Source organism: Arthrobacter sp. C2 (assembly GCA_024207135.1).
Classification (GTDB): Bacteria; Actinomycetota; Actinomycetes; order Actinomycetales; family Micrococcaceae; genus Paeniglutamicibacter.
Genome location: CP042428.1, coordinates 1,703,551 through 1,721,317, shown reverse-complemented (window position 1 = coordinate 1,721,317; position 17,767 = coordinate 1,703,551). Strand labels below are relative to the sequence as shown.

Genomic DNA, 17,767 nt, shown 5'->3' with positions numbered 1-17,767 from the left:
GTTGGTAACTCTTCTGCCGGTGTCCCGGAGCGCAGCTAGGCGGCGCCGGTCTTCCTGCAGTCTTCACAGATGCCCTGGTAAAGGACATCGGCAATCTGGATGACCATGCCGTGGCTGTCCGAGGGGGTCAGGCAGGGGGCGTGGCCCACCGCGCATTCCACGTCCTCGATCCGGCCGCAGCTGGTGCATATGGCATGGTGGTGGTTGTCGTTCACGCGGGTCTCGTAGAGGGCCGGCGAATGCGGGGGACTGAAGCGGCGCAGCATGCCCTGCTCCGTCAGATCATTAAGCACGTTGTAAACGGACTGGATGGAAACATCGGGCAACGCGTGGTGGACCGCGGCAACAACCTTCTCCGCCGAGGAGTGCGGGTGTTCGTCCAGGACCTCGAGCACGGCAAGGCGGCCGCGGGTAACCCGCAGGCCGAGGTCCCGCATCTGCGCCGAATAGTCCATGTGATCCATTCCACCTCCTTATTTTGAATATGTCAAGATAGCGGTCGTTGCGGCGTGGCGCCTGTGGCTAGACTCGATTCGTGGCACGACTCCTGGCTGACCTCACCCCCTTGCGCGAAAGCCCCGCCTTCAGGCGGCTGTGGATCGGCAATGCCCTCGCGGCGGTCGGCGGCCAACTCACCCTGGTGGCGGTCAGCCTCGAGGTCTACGCACTCACCGGTTCCAGCCTGCACGTCGGGCTGCTCGGAGCCTTCGCACTGGTGCCGCTGGTTCTCACCGGCCTGTACGGGGGCTCGATCGCCGATGCCCACGACCGGCGCAAGGTCGCCCTGGGCTCCGCGCTGGTGCTGTGGGCGGCCACCGCGGCCATCGCGGCCCAGGCCTGGCTGGGCGTGGACAACGTCTGGGTGCTCTACGGGCTGGTGGCCATCCACTCGGCGGCCGGCGGAATCAACCAGCCCACCCGCGGGGCCATCATCCCGGCCATCGTGGGCCTGAAGCTGCTGCCGGCGGCGAACTCGCTGAACATGGTCACCTTTGGCATCGCCCAGATGGTCGGCCCGCTGCTCGGCGGCCTGCTGGTCGCCCAGGTCGGTTTCGGCTGGACCTATTCCATCGACGTGCTCACCTACGCCGCAGCCGTCTGGTCCGTCTACAAGCTGCCGTCGCTGCCGCCCTCCGGCACCCCGGCCAAGGCCGGGCTGCGCTCGGTCATCGAGGGATTCAGGTTCCTGGGTTCCCAGCCCAACGTGCGCATGACGTTCCTGATCGACATGGCGGCCATGGTGCTGGCCGCGCCGCGCGCGCTGCTGCCGGCCATCGGCGCGGTGCTGATCGGCGGGGGCGAGCTGACCATGGGCCTGTTGCTCGCGGCAACCGCCATGGGCGCATTCCTGGCCGGAATGTTCTCCGGGCCGGTGGGCCGCATCCACCGCCAGGGCGTGGCGGTGTTCGTCTGCGTCAGCGTGTGGGGTGCCAGCATCGGCCTGTTCGGGGTCGTGGTCATCCTGGCCGCACGCGCCCCGGTCCCGGCCGACGGTTCGGCCGGCGTGTGGCTCTGGCCCGCCGCCGCGGCCATGGCGCTGGCCGGGGTGGCGGACGCGATTTCCTCGGTCTTCCGCACCACCATCTTGCAGACCGCAACACCCGACCACCTGCGCGGACGCCTGCAGGGCGTGTTCATCGTGGTGGTCGCCGGCGGGCCGCGGCTGGGGGAGATGCTCTCCGGGACCGTGGCCACCGGCCTCGGCGAGGGCGCCACACTGCTGGCCGGCGGCGTCGCGTGCATCGTGGTTGCGGCCGCCTTGATGCGCTGGGAGCCGGGCTTCCTGCGATACGATGCCAGGCACCCACGGTCCTGAAAGAGGGGCACCAGCGGGAACAAAGCCGGCACACAGCAGGTTTGCGTAAACTGGATGCAAGCATCGATCCGGCACGTCCGGAACGTCTAACGAGGAGTGAACCGCAGTGCACAATCACAACAACGGCCTGAAGACGGCGGGGTTGCTCGGCGGCCTGTTCGCGCTGCTGCTGGCCATTGGTGCCTTGCTGGCGTCGGGAACCGGAAGCAGCAGCTTCATCTGGATCTTCGCACTCATCGGCGTGGCCACCACCGCCTACGGGTACTGGAATTCCGACAAGCTGGCCATCCGCTCGATGCAGGCCTACCCGGTCACCGCGGCGGAACAGCCGGCCATGTACCGGATCGTGCACGAGCTCTCGGTGGCAGCCCAGCAGCCGATGCCGCGCCTCTACGTCTCACCGACCAGCGCGCCCAATGCCTTCGCCACCGGGCGCAACCCGGAAAACGCCGCGGTCTGCTGCACCGAGGGAATCCTGCAGCTGCTCAACGAGCGCGAGCTGCGCGGGGTGCTGGGCCACGAACTCATGCACGTGTACAACCGCGACATCCTCACCTCCTCGGTGGCCGCTGCCGTGGCCGGCGTCATCACCTCCGTGGCGCAGATGATGCTCTTCTTCGGCGGCGGGGACCGGCGCAATGCCAACCCCATCGCCCTGATCGCCATGTCGCTGCTGGCGCCGCTGGCTTCCACCGTCATCCAGATGGCCATCAGCCGCACCCGCGAATACGACGCGGACGAGGACGGGGCCAAGCTGACCAACGACCCGCTGGCCTTGGCCTCGGCCCTGCGCAAGCTCGAGAGCGGGGTGCAGCGCGCACCGCTGCCCGCCGACGACCAGCGCCTGGTGAACACCTCGCACCTGATGATCGCCAACCCCTTCCTGGGCGGTGCCAAGAAGCTCTTCACCACCCACCCGCCGATGGACGACCGTGTTGCCCGGCTGGAGAAGATGGCGGGCCGGTCCCTGGGCTACTGACCCGACGGGCGCAATCGAACCAGCAAGCGACAGGGCGGTTCCCGTTGGGGAGCCGCCTTTGGTGTGCCGCGACTTTTCACGCAATCTTCGGCAATCTGCATCTCCGCGGTCTCGAGCTGATCCGCCCACGTGAAAGTCCATTTTGTTGCCCGCGGGCGGCCGTGGCGCGGTGCGCGGCGTGCGTAGCGGGACGGAATTTGGTTTGCGGGGGGAACTAAGCCGGGCGTAATCTCATTAGGCGATGGGCATATGGCCTATTGAACCCAGTCACGCCTAAGTCCAGCCAAGGGCCTGCAGCCGCAGGCCCTTTTGCGACCGGCGGTGAACCACGAAGGCACCCCAGATATGACCGGAAACTTCCTCATCGGCCTGCGCGAAGGCCTCGAAGCGGTACTCATCGTCGTCCTCCTGCTGGCCTACCTGCGCAAAAGCGGACGCACCGCACTCATCCCGCGGATCTTCACCGGTGTCGCGGTCGCCATCGCCGTCTCCCTGGGCTTCGGGGCGCTGCTGACCTTCGGGCCTCGAGGGCTGACCTTCGAGGCCCAGGAAGCCATCGGCGGGGGACTGTCGATCCTCGCCGTCGGATTCGTGACCTGGATGGTCTTCTGGATGGCAAGCGCGTCCAAGACGCTGGCCAGCGACCTGCGCGGCAAGGTCGATGGAGCCGCCGAAGGCTCGGGCTGGGCACTGGTGCTGGTCGCTGCCCTGGCAGTGGGGCGCGAGGGCCTGGAAACCGCGCTGTTCCTCTGGGCCGCGACGCGGGCCACCGGGGAAACCTGGCAGCCGCTGCTGGGCGCCACCCTGGGAATCCTGGTCGCCGTCGGGCTCGGTGCGCTGCTGCACCGCGGCGTGCTGCGCATCAACCTCTCGAAGTTCTTCACCTGGACCGGGGCCGCGCTGATCGTCGTCGCCGGCGGCGTCCTGGCCTACGGGGTCCACGACCTGCAGGAGGCCGGCATCCTTCCGGGCCTGCACCACCTCGCCTTCGATGTCTCGCACCTCATCGCCCCCTCGGGCTTCCTTGGCACCCTGCTCAAGGGCATCTTCAATTTCTCGCCCGCCACCACCTGGATCGAGGCCACCGCCTGGGTCGCCTACGTCGTGCCGGTGACGATCCTTTATTTCCGCAAGATCCACACCCACAATGGAGCCAAGCGGGCAGCAACCCCGCAGCCGGCCTCCGCCTGACACCCTCTCGCACCCAACCACGAGGACCTTCATGAAACTCGCTCGCCCGCTCCAGATCACGGCGGCACTGTCCGTGGCAGCCCTGTCCATCACCGGCTGCACCACCAACACCCCCGCGGCCGAGGGCGACGGTGCCATTGCGGTCACCAGCACCGCCGACGCCTGCACGCTGTCCACCACCAGCGCCCCGGGCGGAACGGTCAAGTTCACCGTCAAGAACGAGGGGCCGCAGGTCACTGAGTTCTACCTTTTGGCCCAGGACGGGCTGCGGATCATCGGAGAAGTCGAAAACATCGGCCCGGGCCTGAGCCGCGACCTGGTCGTGGTGGCTCCCGAGGGAAACTACATCACCGCCTGCAAGCCGGGCATGGTCGGAGACGGCATCCGGGCCGAGCTCGCCCTGGGTGCGGCACCGGCGGGCCAGGTCGTCAGCACCGACCGGGCCGAAAAGCAGAAACAGGCCGTCACGCTGTATGCCGCCTACGTCAAGGACCAGACCGAGCAGCTGGTCACCGGCACCAAGGACTTTGCCCGGGCCTTCGCAGACGGGGACACCGCCACCGCCAAGGACCTCTACCCGTCCGTGCGCATGCACTGGGAGCGCATCGAGCCGGTCGCCGAGTCGTTCGGCGACCTGGACCCGATCCTCGACGCCCGCGAAGCCGACCTGGAAAAGGGACAGGAATGGACCGGCTGGCACCGCGCGGAAAAGGACCTCTGGCCGCCGGCCGGCGGATACAAGGCCATGAGCGACGCCGAACGATCCGCCCTGGCCACCAAGATGGTCGCCGACACCGAGGAACTCTACGCACGCACCCGCGAGCTGACCTACACACCGGACAAGCTCGCCAACGGCGCCAAGGAACTTCTCGACGAGGTCGCCACCGGCAAGGTCACCGGCGAGGAAGAAATCTGGTCGCACACCGACCTGTGGGACTTCCAGGCCAACGTCGACGGAGCCCGCATCGCCTACGAGGACCTCAAGCCGCTGCTGACCGACTCCGACGCCGAACTCGACGCCACCTTGCAAAAGAACTTCGACGCCCTGCAGAAGCTGCTCGACGGGCACAAGAAGGGCCAGGGCTTCGTGTTCTACGACGAATTGGACCAAGCCCAGGTGCAGGAACTGAGCGCCGCGGTTGACGCACTGGCCGAGCCGCTGTCCAAGTTGACCGCCGCCGTGGTGAAGTAGGAAGCATGCTCGGCAAGAAGAATACCGGCACAAAGGTCCCTGGGCAGGGGACCGGGGCGGACGCGGCCGCGCCCAAGGCCGCACCCAGCCGCCGTTCGCTGCTGGTCGCCGCCGGGGCCGGCGGTCTCGGACTGGCCGCGGGGGCCCTGGGACATGCTGCCCTGGGTGCCGAAGCCTCCGGAGGCGCACAGGTCGACGACGTCGTTGCGTTCCACGGACAGCACCAGGCCGGCATCGCCACGCCCATGCAGGACCGCATGCACATCGCCGCCTTCGACGTCACTGTCGACAGCCGGGACGAGCTCGTGGCCCTGCTGAAGGACTGGACGGCCGCCATCGAGCACCTGATGCAGGGCACGGACGTCGGGGAGTTCGGCGCGACCGGCGGCAGCTACGATGCCCCGCCGGAAGACACCGGCGAGGCCATCGGGCTCTCGGCCAGCCACCTGAGCGTCACCGTCGGCTTCGGGAGGACCCTCTTCGAGGATGCCCGCGGCCCGCGCTTCGGGCTGCAGGGGCGCATCCCCGACGCGCTGATCGACCTGCCGCATTTCCCCGGCGACGCCCTGGAGGAAGCCCGCAGCGGGGGAGACCTCGTGCTCCAGGCCTGCGCCGACGACCCGCAGGTCGCTGTCCACGCCATCCGCAACCTGGCCCGCATCGCATTTGGCCGGGCCCGGGTGAGATGGTCCCAGATCGGGTTCGGACGCACCTCCTCGACCTCCACCAGCCAGATGACCCCGCGGAACCTCTTCGGGTTCAAGGACGGCACGGCAAACCTGAAGGCCGAGGAGCAAAAGGCGCTGGACACCCACGTCTGGGTCGGCGGCAACACCGGGAAAGAAGCATGGATGAACGGGGGAACCTACCTGGTGGCCCGGCGCATCCGCATGCACATCGAAACCTGGGACCGGACGTCCCTGGGCGAACAGGAAACCATCTTCGGACGGACCAAGCGCGAGGGGGCGCCACTGTCCGGCGGCACGGAGTTCTCCGAACCGGATTTCGCCATGCCCGGTCGCGGCGGACCGATCATGCCGGTGGATTCACACGTGGCCCTTGCCCATCCCTCGGCCAACGGCGGGGTGCAGATGCTGCGCCGCGGATTCAACTACACCGACGGATCCGACGGCCTGGGCCGGCTGGACGCCGGGCTTTTCTTCATCGCCTTCGTCATTGACCCGCGCACGCACTATGTGCCGATGCAAAACGCCATGGCCAAGAACGATGCTCTCGTGGAGTACCTGAAGCACACCGGATCCGGGCTCTTCGCGGTCCCTCCGGGAATCACCCAAGGCCAGTTCCTGGGGCAATTCCTGTTCGCCTGATGGCCCGCGGCCCGGCCCGGCACCCGTTGGGAACGCCAAAAGGAGAGGACGGGGTGGAACCACCACGGTGGTTCCACCCCGTCCTCCCCTTGCGTGCGGCAGGGCCGCGGGATTCGGAAGGTCCGCTTAGCGGAAGTTCACGAACTGCAGGTCTGCTTCCTCGAAGCCGCGCAGCAACGCCATGGTGGTCTGCAGGTCGTCGCGGGACTTGGAGGACACACGCAGTTCGTCACCCTGGATGGTGGACTTCACGCCCTTGGGTGCCTCGTCGCGAATCAGCTTATTGATCTTTTTCGCCACGTCCTGGGCAATGCCCTCGACGATCTCGGCCTCGATGCGGTATTCCTTGCCCGAGGCGAAAGGCTCGCCCGCCTCCAGGGACTTGAGCGAGATGTTGCGCTTGACCAATTTCGACTGGAAAACGTCGAGAACGGCCTTGACCCGCTCCTCGGAGTTCGCCTTCATCAAGATCTTCTCGCCGCTGAAGTCGATCTCCGCGCCGATGCCCTTGAAATCGTAACGCTGGACGATTTCCTTCTGCGCCTGGTTCAGTGCATTGGACACTTCCTGGCTGTCGACCTTGCTGACAACATCAAAAGTTGAATCGCTCGCCATGTGAGCCTCCTTGGGTAGTGATTGTGCTTTGCCTACAAGAGTACCGGGGCGTCCCAAAAGCCCGGAGGAACCGTGCGCTGACGCGCCGCCGAACCCTCGATTTGTACTCTTGGGAAAAAGTCGGGTAGAGTTTCTACTCGTTCCGAAGGGAACAATTCGGCAGATTACCCGAGCGGCCAAAGGGGGCTGACTGTAAATCAGCTGGCAACGCCTTCACTGGTTCGAATCCAGTATCTGCCACCGAATGAACAAAGCCCGTGTTCAAATCCACAAGATTTGAACACGGGCTTTTTCGTGCTCGGCCCCGTTGCCACAGGTGGGAGCCCGTATTGGAAGTCGGGCGACGGGCCTCGTCCAGGAATGTGACCCACTCAACATCCCTTAGGTGGGCGATACCCGCCGCCCAAGATGTCAGGCGGCCATCTTCTGTCCCATCGGGACCACGTAGAGGTCCCAGAGCAACATGATGGAATCGCGTGGGGCCGACAACACCGCGTGATAGTGCGCCCACTGCCATTCGGTGGCCCCGTTGTCTTCCAGCGGCTTGGGAGGGCACGATCCGGGAGTGAGCCACCGATTCCCGTTCCAGATGGCCTGCAGCGGGCCAACGGAGGTGGCCGCGGCCGTGCTGTCTTCGAGCGGAACGGGAAAAGATACCCGTTCTTGGATTCGCAACGCGGGAGCGACAGCGAACGGGGTGGATTCAACGATGGCCAAATCCATGGGTAGCGCATCGACGTAGCGCTCGGCCAGCAGCATTCCCTCGGAGAGCGCCTTGCGTCCGGACCCTCCCGTTGTGACCAGCAACAATGTGCAGCGTGTCATGTTCTTGTTGGCGTCCGGTCGCGTTCCCGTTCGGGTGGTCGCACTCCGGATGCATCCTTCCTGTGATCCGTTGAACCGGTGCTCCCGGCAGGGGAGCTGGGCTGCATGGCAAACCCGATTCGGCCGCGAAGCCGGGGGGTTCATGGTGGTGCGGTCGATGGCTGCCTCCTTGGGTGGTGACGAGGATTCCTTCGAGCATAAGGTCGTGCGAAAGCCCGCGGGGCCGAAGCGGCAAATCTGTGGATAAGTTTTGACATCGGGCCCCTGATGCCGTGGACAGGGACCAAGCCGGCCGAAAATCGGATGCCGACTGCGGCGCCAACGGCATCACGCGGTACCGTTGGTACATGGCTACTATCAATATCACCGAGTCTGAGTTCACGACGACGCTGGAAGAAAATGACATTGTCTTCGTAGACTTCTGGGCAGCGTGGTGCGGACCTTGCCGCCAATTTGCCCCGGTTTACGACGCAATCTCCGAAAAATACACCGACGTGAAGTTCGCCAAGGTGGACACCGAAGCCGAACAGGGCTTGGCGCGCGCCGCGAACATCACCTCCATTCCCACCCTGATGGCGTTCCGCGACAAGGTGCTGGTCTTCTCGCAGCCCGGCGCCATGAATGCCTCGCAGCTGGACGACCTCGTGGTCGCCGTCAAGGGCATCGACATGCAGCAGGTCCACGCACAGATCGCCCAGCAGGAAGCCGAAGCCAAGTAGCTTCCGCACCGGCCTAGCGGCGTCGATGGTCCATGGGCGCCAGCCGGGGACCGAAGGACTGCTTGCGCTGCCCGGAAAGGCCGATCAGTCGCACCACGCGCTGGCGGTGACCGCTGAAGGGCGCCAGCAACTCCAGCATCCCGACGTCGTCCACCCGACGCCCGGTGAGCACCTGGCCGACGAATGCCGCCAGATGGTAGTCGCCCACCGACACATGGTCGGGTGCGCCATGGGTGCGCTGCAGCACCTCGGCAATGCTCCACGGTCCCACCCCGGGAATCGATCCCAGCGCGGCGGCCAGGGTCCCTTCGCCCATCACGTTTTCCCGCACGGCCCCCAGCTCCAGCAGCGCCCAGCGTTCGAGGCTTGCGGCGGCCGCCGCCGCACGAACCGCGGTGGCCGCTCTCTTGGAATCCACGCGCGCCTGGTGCCATTGCCACGGCTGCAACGCACGGACCGCCGCCGGGGACGGCGGCAATCGCATGTCTGTGGGTGCGGGGCCCGGAGGGACCTGGCCAATGGCCCGGCAGAGGTAGCGCCAGGCGAAGTGGGCCTCGACGACGGTGACCTTCTGCTCGAGGATGGCCGGCAGCAGGGCGTCGAACACGCGCCCGGTGGACGGAAACCGCAGCCCCGGGTTGAACTTCCTGCTTTGGGCCACCACCGGGTGCAGCAACGCCGAGGTGTCCGGGGCGTCGAAGGCACGCCAGTCGTCGTAGGCGCCAAGCAGGTGCAGCCCGCGCTCCACCGCATGCTCCGCGCCCGGCCCCCAGGCCTTGAGGAAAACCTCGGTGCCGCGACCGGCAGGGTGCCTGGCCAGCAGCGTCACCGGTCCGCGCGGGGAGTGGAAGCACAACCAGGCCGCGGAATCCGTGACCTTGGCGGTCGGGTCGCCCGCACCGCGTTGCAGGATGCCCAGGGACTGGCGCAGCGAATAGGTGCCGTGCGGCTTCCACGAGGCCTGCGCATCGCACCCCGGCAAGACTGTTGCACTCGAATCGGGCATACCTCCATACTCCCACCGGGCCGCGGCATTTCGGTGCATGAAGATTCACTACGAACGGCGTCTTCAATGTGACGGCGCGCCGGTAGAGTGGCGCCATGAAGTATGCGCGCACAGTCCTGGACCTGATCGGCAACACGCCGCTGGTCAAGCTAAATTCGGTCACCGCAGGCATCGAGGCCACGGTCTTGGTCAAGCTGGAATACCTGAACCCCGGCGGGTCCATCAAGGACCGGATCGCCCTGAAGATGGTGGAGAACGCCGAGGCCGACGGGCAGTTGCTGCCCGGGGGAACCATCGTCGAACCCACCAGCGGCAACACTGGGGTGGGCCTGGCCATGGTCGGCCAGCTCAAGGGCTACAAGACCATCTTCGTGACCCCCGACAAGGTCGGGGAGGAAAAGCGCGACGTGCTGCGCGCCTACGGGGCCGAGGTCGTGGTGACCCCCACCGCGGTCGCCCCCGATTCCCCCGAGTCCTACTACGGCGTCTCGGACCGCCTGGTCCGCGAGATCCCCGGGGCCTACAAGCCCGACCAGTTCTCCAACCCCGCAGCCCCGGAAAGCCACTACGAAACCACCGGCCCGGAAATCTGGAGCGACACCGACGGCACGCTGACCCACGTGGTCATCAGCGCCGGCACCGGCGGCACCATCACCGGCACCGGCCGCTACCTCAAGGACATCTCCGCCGACCGCGCCTCCGGCCCGGTGAAGGTCATCGGCGTGGACCCGGACGGCTCGGTCTACTCCGGGGGCACCGGCCGGCCCTACTTCGTCGAGGGCGTCGGCGAGGACATGTGGCCGGGGAACTACGACCCGAAGGTCCCCGACGAGGTCATCGCCGTGAGTGACGCGGACGCGTTCGAGATGACCCGGCGCCTGGCCAAGGAGGAAGGCCTGCTGGTCGGCGGTTCCTCGGGCATGGCAGTGGTTGCCGCCCTGCAGGCGGCCAAGGACCTTCCGGCCGAGGCCGTCATCGTGGTGATCCTGCCCGACGGCGGGCGCGGCTACCTGGGCAAGATCTTCAACGACTCCTGGATGCGCTCCTACGGCTTCTTGCGCGACAACGCCACGGACACCGTCGGTGCGCTGCTGGCCGCCAAGCCTGCCGGCCTGCCGGCGCTGGTCCACACCCACCCCAACGAGACGGTCCGCGACGCGATCGGCATCATGGGCGAATACGGGGTCTCGGCCCTGCCGGTGCTCTCCACCGAACCCCCGGTGCGCCTGGGCGAGGTCCGCGGCTACATCGACGAACGCACGCTGACCGAGCGGCTCTTCCGCAACGAGATCTCGCTGACCGACCCGGTGGGCCCGCTGGTGACCACCGCGCTGCCGCTGATCGGCATCCACGAAACCATCGACCGGGCCAAGGAGCAACTCTCCACGCACGACGCCCTGCTGGTCACCGACGACGGGGCGGCGGCCGGGGTCGTCACCCGCCACGACCTGCTCACCTACCTCACCCACTAAGAAAGTTGGCTCCCAGACATGAGTGAAAACATCCAAGGATTCAACACCCGCGCCGTCCACGCCGGGCAGGCGTTCGAGCCCCGCACCGGGGCCGTGGTCCCGCCGCTGCACTTCTCTTCCACCTACGCCCAGGACGGCATCGGCAACCTGCGCGCCGGCTACGAATACGGCCGCGGCGGAAACCCCACCCGCGACGCCCTGCAGGAACAGCTCGCCGCCGTGGAGAACGGCACCCACGCCTACTCGTTCTCCTCGGGCCTGGCGGCCGAGGACTCGCTGATCCGCGCGCTGGCCGAACCCGGGGACCACATCGTGCTGGGCAACGACGCCTACGGCGGCACCTACCGGCTGATTTCCAAGGTCCTGGGCGGCTGGGGCATCGGCAACACCCCGGTGGACATGTCCGACCACGCCGCGCTGAAGGCGGCCATCGCCGCGAACAAGACCAAGCTGGTCTGGGTGGAAACCCCCTCGAACCCGATGATGCGCATCACCGACATCGCCGCCGTCGCGGCCATCGCCCACGAGGCCGGCGCACTGCTGGTGGTCGACAACACCTTCGCCTCCCCGGCGCTGCAGCAGCCGCTGGACCTGGGCGCCGACGTGGTGGTGCACTCCACCACCAAGTACATCGGCGGGCACTCCGACGTGGTCGGCGGCGCCATCGTGGTCAAGGACCCGGTGCTGGCCGAGGCCATCGGCTTCATCCAGTTCGCCGTCGGCGCGGTCTCCGGCCCGATGGACGCTTTTTTGACCACCCGCGGCCTGAAGACCCTGGGCGTGCGCATGCGCACCCACTCGGAGAACGCGATGGCCGTGGCCACCTGGCTGGCGCAGCGCCCCGAGGTTCAGGCCGTGCACTACCCGGGCCTGGAGTCCCACCCGGAGCACGAGCTGGCCAAGAAGCAGATGAGCGGTTTCGGCGGCATGGTCTCGGTGCAGTTCGCCGGCGGCGAGGACGCAGCACGCATCGTGGCCGAGGCCACCCGCGTGTTCACCCTGGCCGAGTCCCTGGGCGGCATCGAGTCGCTGATGAACTACCCTTCGGAGATGACCCACGCCTCGGTCAAGGGCACCGAGCTGGCAGTGCCGGTGAACCTGCTGCGCCTCTCGGTGGGCATCGAGGACATCGCCGACCTCATCGCGGACCTCGAGCAGGCCTTCGCCAAGCTGTAGGCGCACGCGCAGCGGCAACCCACGCGGGGTGCGTGCCTGCCGGGATCTCCCCGCAGGCACGCACCCCGCGTTTGTGGGTTCCGGATTCCGCCTGCGCCTATTCGGGCACGACCTTGCGGGAGGCCACGACCGGGGTGCGGGTGGACGCATCGTATTCCATGACCTGGACCCCGCCGATCCACACGCGCATCGCCCGGGACATCACATCCAGCGGATCCCCGCTCCAGAGCACCAGGTCCGCGTCCTTGCCGGCTTCCAGCGAGCCGATGCGCGCCTCCAGGCCCAGCACCTTCGCCGGGTGGATGGTCACGGCCCGCAGCGCGGTCTCCCGGTCCAGGCCCTCCTTCACGGCCAGCGTGCACTGGTGGATGAGGAAGTTGATCGGGATCACCGGATGGTCGGTGATGATCGAGATCTCCACCCCGGCCTCGGCCAGCCGGCGCGGGTTGGCCAGCGAGCGGCCGCGCAGCTCCACCTTCGACTTGGTGGTGAACAGCGGGCCGATCAGCACCGGCACCCCGGCGGCGGCCACCACGTCGCCGATCACATGCGCCTCGGTGCCGTGGTCCAGGACCAGCTCGTAGCCGAACTCCGCGGCCAGGCGCAGCGCGGTGGCCACGTCGTCGGTGCGGTGGGCGTGCTGGCGCCACGGGATCTCCCGACGCAGCACCATGCCCAGGGCCTCGAGCCGCGCATCGCGCTTGGCCGGGTCGTTGGCGGCCAGGTAGTTCTGCGCCTCGATGAACCCCTGGCGGATCACCAATGCGGTGCCCAGCCGGGTGGAGGGGGTCTTGTCCTTGGCGCCGTGGATGCGCTTGGGATTCTCGCCCAGGGCGGACTTGATGCCGCTGGGGGCCCGCAGCACCATCTCGTCGACGTAGCGCCCGTGCGTGTGGATCGCGGCGGTCTGCCCGCCGATCGGGTTGCCCGATCCGGGGTTCACGTTCACGGTGGTCACCCCGCCTGCCAGCGCGTCGTCGAAGCCCGGGTCGAAGGGATCGATGGCATCGATGGCACGCACCGCGGCCATGTTCGGGTCCGTCATCTCGTTCACGTCGGAGCCGGAACCGTCCTCGCCCTCCGGGTGCATGCCCAGGTGCACGTGCGCGTCGACAAGCCCGGGCAGCAGCCACGCGCCGTCCGCGTCGAGGACCTGCGCGCCGGCCGGGACCTTGGCCTGCGGGCCCAGCGCGGTGATGACCGAGCCGCTGACCACGACGGTCCCGGTGAATGGTTCCCCGATGATCGGGACGACGTGGGCATTGGTGATCGCAAAAGTGTTCATGGGTGCACTCTGCCATGGTTTGCCGCGCTCCGACATGGGTCGATGTCCGGGCACAGGGGATTTCCTAGCGCTGGTTGCGGGCCTTCTCGGCACTGCGTTCGGCTCGGCGCCTGGCCCGGGCGGCCTTGGTTTGCGGGGCGAAGTACCTGGTGGTTCCCGGGCTCCAGAGCAGCGCGACGCCCACCAGCAGCAGCGCGCCGAAGATGCCCAACCGCACCCCGCGGGTCAACAGCGGGATGCCCACGATGATCCCGCACCAGGTCAGGGACATCCGCCCGGCCAGTTTGCCCAGCCAGAGCTGGAAGGTGCAATACCCGATGACTAGGCCCAGCCCGACCAGGGCGATGCCCGCACCCCAGAAACCCGGCGCCTCATTGGCCGGGCGCGAGGCGGCGTTGAGGAAGAACCCGGCGGCGAATGCCAGCGCCGAGGCGCAGGCGGCGGCCCACCACCAGCGCGCGGTGCGCAGCGAGGCCGGCAGCGCGTCCTTCACGGTTTTCACGAAGCAGCCTCGACGGCGTTTTGGTTCTTCTCCATGCACCGCAGGTTACCCGATGAAAGCCGGTGCGCGGATTCGCCCCACGGCCGCGGCGCGGACCGGGAGCGTACCCCCGGGCGTATATTCTGTGGACATGGAACTCGACCCCGTGGAACTGAAACCGGTGCTCAACCGCCTCAAGCGCGCCCAGGGCCAGCTGGCCGCCGTGATCCGGATGATCGAGGAGGGACGCGAATGCAGCGAGGTCATCACGCAGCTTTCGGCCGCCTCCAAGGCCATGGACCGGGCCGGCTTCAGCATCATCGCCAGCGGCCTGCAATCCTGCATGCTCGCCGAGGCCCGGGAGCCCGGGTCCGCCCAGCTGGACCGGGACAAGCTGGAAAAGCTCTTCCTGTCCCTGGCATAGGATTTTCCCATGACCCCCAACCCCGCCACCGGCCACCCCGAATCCGCCGACATTGCCCGCGGGCACCTGGAAGCGGTGTGCATCGTGCACGCGCTGAAGCCCGACGCGGGCGCGGTGGGCATCACCGCCATCGACAAGCGGCCCGTTGCCGGACCGGTCAAGGTGCGCAAGATCGGGCTGTACGCCGACACCCAGGTGGACCGCGAACACCACGGCGGCTACGACCAGGCGATTTACGCCTACTCCACGGCCGAGGCCGAACGCTGGGGTGCGGAACTGGGGCGGGAAATCGTCGCCGGGCTCTTCGGGGAGAACCTGCGGGTCTCCGGCATCGAAACCTCCGACGCCGTGGTGGGGGAGCGGTGGCGGATCGGCGCCTCCGTCGTTGTCGAGGTCACCTGCCCGCGGATTCCCTGCTCGACCTTTGCCCGGCACCTCGAGGAGGACAACTGGGTGCCCCGGTTCACCGAACGCGGGGATGTCGGCTGCTTCCTGAGGGTCGTCCGCACCGGGAAGATCCGTGCGGGCGACGAAGTGGTGGTGCTGTCGCGTCCGGGGCACGGGGTGCGGATCCGCGATGTCTTCTTCGGCCCCACGCCCGCGCAGGCGCAGGCGCTGCTGGCCGACCAGGCGGCCACCGGCCACCGGCTTCCGGACAAGGTCCTGCGCACGCTGCCCGGTGCCGCCGGGCAGTAGCCCGGAAGGTCCGGGCCCGGCAAATAGGCGGATTCAAGCCGCGAACGGGCACATCATAGTCCGGCTTGCCACCCCGTGTGCGCAACCTCACCGGCATTAAGTACCCCATGTTGCGCCAAGGGCGATAAGATTAGGTGTTCACTGTATCCGGCTTCCCTCGCATTCTGCCCAATTCTTGAGGCAGAAGCTGTCGTGTGTGAGCCCGCCATCTGATGCGGGTTGTTCCTTTCATAGGGGAGTCGCCGGACCAAAGTGATTGAGTCCGATTGTGCTGCGGAACCTCGTTGATACGGGGTCCATCCGCCCCTATGAATGAGGTAATTCCCTTTGTCTTCTGACATGCCCGAAAACCAGCCCACCGCCGAAACCAAGACCGAAGAAGATTCGATCCTCTTCACCGATCTGGGCCTCGACGGCCGCGTTCTCGCCGCCGTCTCCGATCTGGGCTACGAAAAGCCCTCCCCGATCCAGGCAGCCACCATCCCGCTGCTGCTCGAAGGCCGCGACGTCGTGGGCGTTGCCCAGACCGGCACCGGCAAGACCGCCGCGTTCGCCCTTCCCGCACTGTCGAAGATGGCCGAACTGGCCGACCTCAACGGCACCGCCCGCAAGACCCAGGTCCTGGTCCTTGCCCCGACCCGCGAGCTCGCGCTCCAGGTCGCCGAGGCCTTCACCTCCTACGCCAAGCACATGGGGGACTTCACCGTCCTTCCCGTGTACGGCGGATCCGCCTACGGCCCGCAGCTTGCAGGCCTGCGCCGCGGCGCCCAGGTTGTCGTCGGCACCCCGGGCCGCGTCATCGACCACATCAACAAGGGTTCCCTGGACCTGTCGGACCTGCAGTACGTGGTTCTGGATGAGGCCGACGAAATGCTGCGCATGGGCTTCGCCGAAGAGGTCGACAAGATCCTCGAAGCCACCCCGGAAGAGAAGCAGGTGGTGCTGTTCTCGGCCACCATGCCGTCCTCGATCCGCCGCATCTCCAAGCAGTACCTGCGCAACCCGCAGGAAATCTCGGTCAAGTCGAACACCTCGACCGGCACCAACATCCGCCAGCGCTACGTGCAGGTCATGGGAGCCCACAAGCTCGATGCCATGACCCGCATCCTGGAGTCGGAGAAGTCCGAGGGCGTTATCGCCTTCGTTCGCACCAAGATGGCAACCGAGGACCTGGCCGACAAGCTCAAGTCCCGCGGCTTCACCGCCGCAGCCATCAACGGTGACATCCCGCAGCAGCAGCGCGAGCGCACCATCGAGAACCTTCGCGATGGCAAGATCGACATCCTGGTGGCCACCGACGTTGCGGCCCGCGGCCTCGACGTGGAGCGCGTGTCCCACGTGATCAACTTCGACATCCCGCACGACACCGAGTCCTACGTGCACCGCATCGGCCGCACCGGCCGTGCCGGCCGCTCGGGCGACGCGATCCTCTTCATGACCCCGCGCGAAAAGTACTTGCTGCGTGCCATCGAAAAGGCCACCCGCCAGACGGTGGAGCACATGCACCTGCCGAGCGTTGACGCCGTCAACGACAAGCGCCTGGCCAAGTTCGCCGACCAGATCGGCGAGACCATCTCCTCGCAGGACCTGACGGTCTTCCGCAACCTGGTGGAGAAGTACTCGGCCGAGCACGAGGACATCACCGAGGTCGAGATCGCCGCGGCGCTGGCCCACATGGCACAGGGCGGCCGCCCGCTGCTCATGCAGGAAATGCCGGCCGCACCGGCCAAGCAGGCACGCCTGGCCAGTGGCGGACGCGACGGATTCAACTCCCGCGGCCCGTCCCGCTCCCTGACCGAAGGCAACGCCACCTACCGCATCGCAGTGGGCCGTCGCCAGCGCGTCATGCCCGGCTCCATCGTTGGCGCACTTGCCAACGAAGGCGGCCTGACCTCCGCCCAGATCGGCGGCATCGACATCCGTGCCGACCACACCCTGGTGGAACTGCCGGCCGACCTCTCCTCGGAGCAGATCCGCTCGCTGTCCCGCACCCGCATCGGTGGCGAACTGATCCACCTCGAGCTGGACAACGGCCGCAGCCCGAAGTCCGACCGCGAAGGCGGCTACCAGGGTGGCGGCGGACGCGGCGGCTACAGCGGTGGCCGTGGCGGTGGCGGCGGCTACCAGGGCGGCGCACGCAGCGGTGGCGGCGGTGGCTACCGCGGTGGCAACGACCGTCGCACCGAAGGCGGCTCCTCCGAGGGCGACCGCGGCTACGACCGCAACGCCGGTGGCGAGCGCAGCGGTGGATACCGCGGCAACGCCGGTGCCGGTGCAGGTGAGCGCAGCTTCGGCGGCTCCTCGCGCAAGCCCCGCACCACCGGCGGCCCGCGCCGTCGCGACTACTAAGCACTAAACAGCCAAGACCCCCGGTGAGGGGTGTCCTTCCGTAAAAGGGAGGGGCACTCCCGCCGGGGGTTTTGCTTTTCCCGGGCCCCCGGCCCCGTTACGGGTCTGGCCCGTCACCGGCCGTGCGCCGAGGACCCCGCAGGCCTGGAACCCGATGCGAGCGTGCCCCTGGGTGAGCACCTGCACCCCGGGTGCCATGCGAACAGGGAAGGC

Annotated in this window: 17 protein-coding genes and 1 tRNA gene; 12 read left to right on the top strand and 6 right to left on the bottom strand. The window is 67.5% G+C overall.

Annotation, left to right across the window (positions count from 1 at the left end):
• Positions 1-35: 35 nt before the first annotated feature.
• Positions 36-464 carry a Fur family transcriptional regulator gene (locus tag FPY90_RS08080; protein ID WP_071212874.1) on the bottom strand — a complete coding sequence of 143 codons (429 nt, stop codon included), beginning with the start codon at positions 462-464 and terminating at the stop codon, positions 36-38.
• A gap of 71 nt (positions 465-535) precedes the next feature.
• Between FPY90_RS08080 and FPY90_RS08075 the strand changes: the two genes are divergently transcribed.
• The 5 genes from FPY90_RS08075 to efeB all read left to right on the top strand — a co-directional run bounded on the left by FPY90_RS08075 (position 536) and on the right by efeB (position 6,506).
• A complete protein-coding gene (locus tag FPY90_RS08075; RefSeq protein WP_498684916.1) occupies positions 536-1,816 on the top strand; it encodes an MFS transporter in 1,281 nt (426 codons plus the stop codon).
• 106 nt (positions 1,817-1,922) lie between these two features.
• Positions 1,923-2,795 (top strand): zinc metalloprotease HtpX, encoded by an 873-nt coding sequence (htpX, locus tag FPY90_RS08070; RefSeq protein ID WP_498684914.1) that lies wholly within the window; start codon positions 1,923-1,925, stop codon positions 2,793-2,795.
• Positions 2,796-3,140: 345 nt separating this feature from the next.
• Entirely contained in the window at positions 3,141-3,986 is an 846-nt protein-coding gene (gene efeU, locus FPY90_RS08065) for an iron uptake transporter permease EfeU (protein WP_498684912.1), read from the top strand.
• 31 nt (positions 3,987-4,017) lie between these two features.
• On the top strand, positions 4,018-5,178 hold the full coding sequence (efeO, locus tag FPY90_RS08060) for an iron uptake system protein EfeO (protein WP_498684909.1): 1,161 nt from the start codon (positions 4,018-4,020) through the stop codon (positions 5,176-5,178).
• A gap of 5 nt (positions 5,179-5,183) precedes the next feature.
• A complete protein-coding gene (gene efeB, locus FPY90_RS08055; RefSeq protein WP_498684908.1) occupies positions 5,184-6,506 on the top strand; it encodes an iron uptake transporter deferrochelatase/peroxidase subunit in 1,323 nt (440 codons plus the stop codon).
• A gap of 126 nt (positions 6,507-6,632) precedes the next feature.
• Here efeB and FPY90_RS08050 read toward each other — a convergent pair whose 3' ends face one another.
• Positions 6,633-7,121: a YajQ family cyclic di-GMP-binding protein gene (locus tag FPY90_RS08050; RefSeq protein ID WP_071212880.1), complete on the bottom strand. Its 489-nt coding sequence runs from the start codon at positions 7,119-7,121 to the stop codon at positions 6,633-6,635.
• Between the two features lie 158 nt (positions 7,122-7,279).
• On the opposite strand from FPY90_RS08050, the gene FPY90_RS08045 reads away from it, so the two are divergent.
• Positions 7,280-7,361 (top strand) — tRNA-Tyr (locus FPY90_RS08045).
• A 171-nt stretch (positions 7,362-7,532) separates the two neighbouring features.
• Here the strand turns inward: FPY90_RS08045 and FPY90_RS08040 are convergent.
• On the bottom strand, positions 7,533-7,946 hold the full coding sequence (locus tag FPY90_RS08040) for a hypothetical protein (protein WP_498684905.1): 414 nt from the start codon (positions 7,944-7,946) through the stop codon (positions 7,533-7,535).
• A gap of 347 nt (positions 7,947-8,293) precedes the next feature.
• Here FPY90_RS08040 and trxA point away from each other — a divergent pair, with 347 nt between their 5' ends.
• Positions 8,294-8,665, top strand: coding sequence for a thioredoxin (gene trxA, locus FPY90_RS08035; protein ID WP_071213229.1), 372 nt, complete (start codon positions 8,294-8,296; stop codon positions 8,663-8,665).
• A 13-nt stretch (positions 8,666-8,678) separates the two neighbouring features.
• On the opposite strand, the gene FPY90_RS08030 is transcribed toward trxA, so the two are convergent.
• Positions 8,679-9,671: a DNA-3-methyladenine glycosylase family protein gene (locus tag FPY90_RS08030; protein ID WP_498684902.1), complete on the bottom strand. Its 993-nt coding sequence runs from the start codon at positions 9,669-9,671 to the stop codon at positions 8,679-8,681.
• Positions 9,672-9,766: 95 nt separating this feature from the next.
• On the opposite strand from FPY90_RS08030, the gene FPY90_RS08025 reads away from it, so the two are divergent.
• Positions 9,767-11,143: a cystathionine beta-synthase gene (locus FPY90_RS08025; protein ID WP_498684901.1), complete on the top strand. Its 1,377-nt coding sequence runs from the start codon at positions 9,767-9,769 to the stop codon at positions 11,141-11,143.
• Positions 11,144-11,161: 18 nt separating this feature from the next.
• Complete coding sequence (locus FPY90_RS08020) at positions 11,162-12,319, top strand: cystathionine gamma-synthase (RefSeq protein WP_071212884.1); 1,158 nt, start codon at positions 11,162-11,164, stop codon at positions 12,317-12,319.
• A gap of 97 nt (positions 12,320-12,416) precedes the next feature.
• On the opposite strand, the gene FPY90_RS08015 is transcribed toward FPY90_RS08020, so the two are convergent.
• On the bottom strand, positions 12,417-13,604 hold the full coding sequence (locus FPY90_RS08015; protein ID WP_071212885.1) for an amidohydrolase: 1,188 nt from the start codon (positions 13,602-13,604) through the stop codon (positions 12,417-12,419).
• Between the two features lie 64 nt (positions 13,605-13,668).
• Complete coding sequence (locus FPY90_RS08010; protein WP_071212886.1) at positions 13,669-14,106, bottom strand: hypothetical protein; 438 nt, start codon at positions 14,104-14,106, stop codon at positions 13,669-13,671.
• Positions 14,107-14,236: 130 nt separating this feature from the next.
• Here FPY90_RS08010 and FPY90_RS08005 point away from each other — a divergent pair, with 130 nt between their 5' ends.
• From FPY90_RS08005 to FPY90_RS07995, 3 genes are all read left to right on the top strand, one after another.
• Positions 14,237-14,509, top strand: coding sequence for a metal-sensitive transcriptional regulator (locus tag FPY90_RS08005; RefSeq protein ID WP_071212887.1), 273 nt, complete (start codon positions 14,237-14,239; stop codon positions 14,507-14,509).
• Positions 14,510-14,518: 9 nt separating this feature from the next.
• The gene (locus FPY90_RS08000) at positions 14,519-15,205 is read left to right on the top strand and encodes an MOSC domain-containing protein (RefSeq protein ID WP_071212888.1); all 687 of its coding nucleotides are present in this window, start codon (positions 14,519-14,521) and stop codon (positions 15,203-15,205) included.
• A gap of 339 nt (positions 15,206-15,544) precedes the next feature.
• Positions 15,545-17,554, top strand: coding sequence for a DEAD/DEAH box helicase (locus tag FPY90_RS07995; RefSeq protein WP_498684893.1), 2,010 nt, complete (start codon positions 15,545-15,547; stop codon positions 17,552-17,554).
• Positions 17,555-17,767: the final 213 nt, after the last annotated feature.

Coding starts and splice junctions, on each gene's coding strand:
- FPY90_RS08080 (WP_071212874.1), bottom strand. CDS start 464: ATGGATCACATGGACTATTCGGCGCAGATGCGGGACCTCGGCCTGCGG.
- efeU (WP_498684912.1), top strand. CDS start 3,141: ATGACCGGAAACTTCCTCATCGGCCTGCGCGAAGGCCTCGAAGCGGTA.
- efeO (WP_498684909.1), top strand. CDS start 4,018: ATGAAACTCGCTCGCCCGCTCCAGATCACGGCGGCACTGTCCGTGGCA.
- efeB (WP_498684908.1), top strand. CDS start 5,184: ATGCTCGGCAAGAAGAATACCGGCACAAAGGTCCCTGGGCAGGGGACC.
- FPY90_RS08050 (WP_071212880.1), bottom strand. CDS start 7,121: ATGGCGAGCGATTCAACTTTTGATGTTGTCAGCAAGGTCGACAGCCAG.
- FPY90_RS08040 (WP_498684905.1), bottom strand. CDS start 7,946: ATGACACGCTGCACATTGTTGCTGGTCACAACGGGAGGGTCCGGACGC.
- trxA (WP_071213229.1), top strand. CDS start 8,294: ATGGCTACTATCAATATCACCGAGTCTGAGTTCACGACGACGCTGGAA.
- FPY90_RS08030 (WP_498684902.1), bottom strand. CDS start 9,671: ATGCCCGATTCGAGTGCAACAGTCTTGCCGGGGTGCGATGCGCAGGCC.
- FPY90_RS08025 (WP_498684901.1), top strand. CDS start 9,767: ATGAAGTATGCGCGCACAGTCCTGGACCTGATCGGCAACACGCCGCTG.
- FPY90_RS08020 (WP_071212884.1), top strand. CDS start 11,162: ATGAGTGAAAACATCCAAGGATTCAACACCCGCGCCGTCCACGCCGGG.
- FPY90_RS08015 (WP_071212885.1), bottom strand. CDS start 13,604: ATGAACACTTTTGCGATCACCAATGCCCACGTCGTCCCGATCATCGGG.
- FPY90_RS08005 (WP_071212887.1), top strand. CDS start 14,237: ATGGAACTCGACCCCGTGGAACTGAAACCGGTGCTCAACCGCCTCAAG.
- FPY90_RS08000 (WP_071212888.1), top strand. CDS start 14,519: ATGACCCCCAACCCCGCCACCGGCCACCCCGAATCCGCCGACATTGCC.
- FPY90_RS07995 (WP_498684893.1), top strand. CDS start 15,545: ATGCCCGAAAACCAGCCCACCGCCGAAACCAAGACCGAAGAAGATTCG.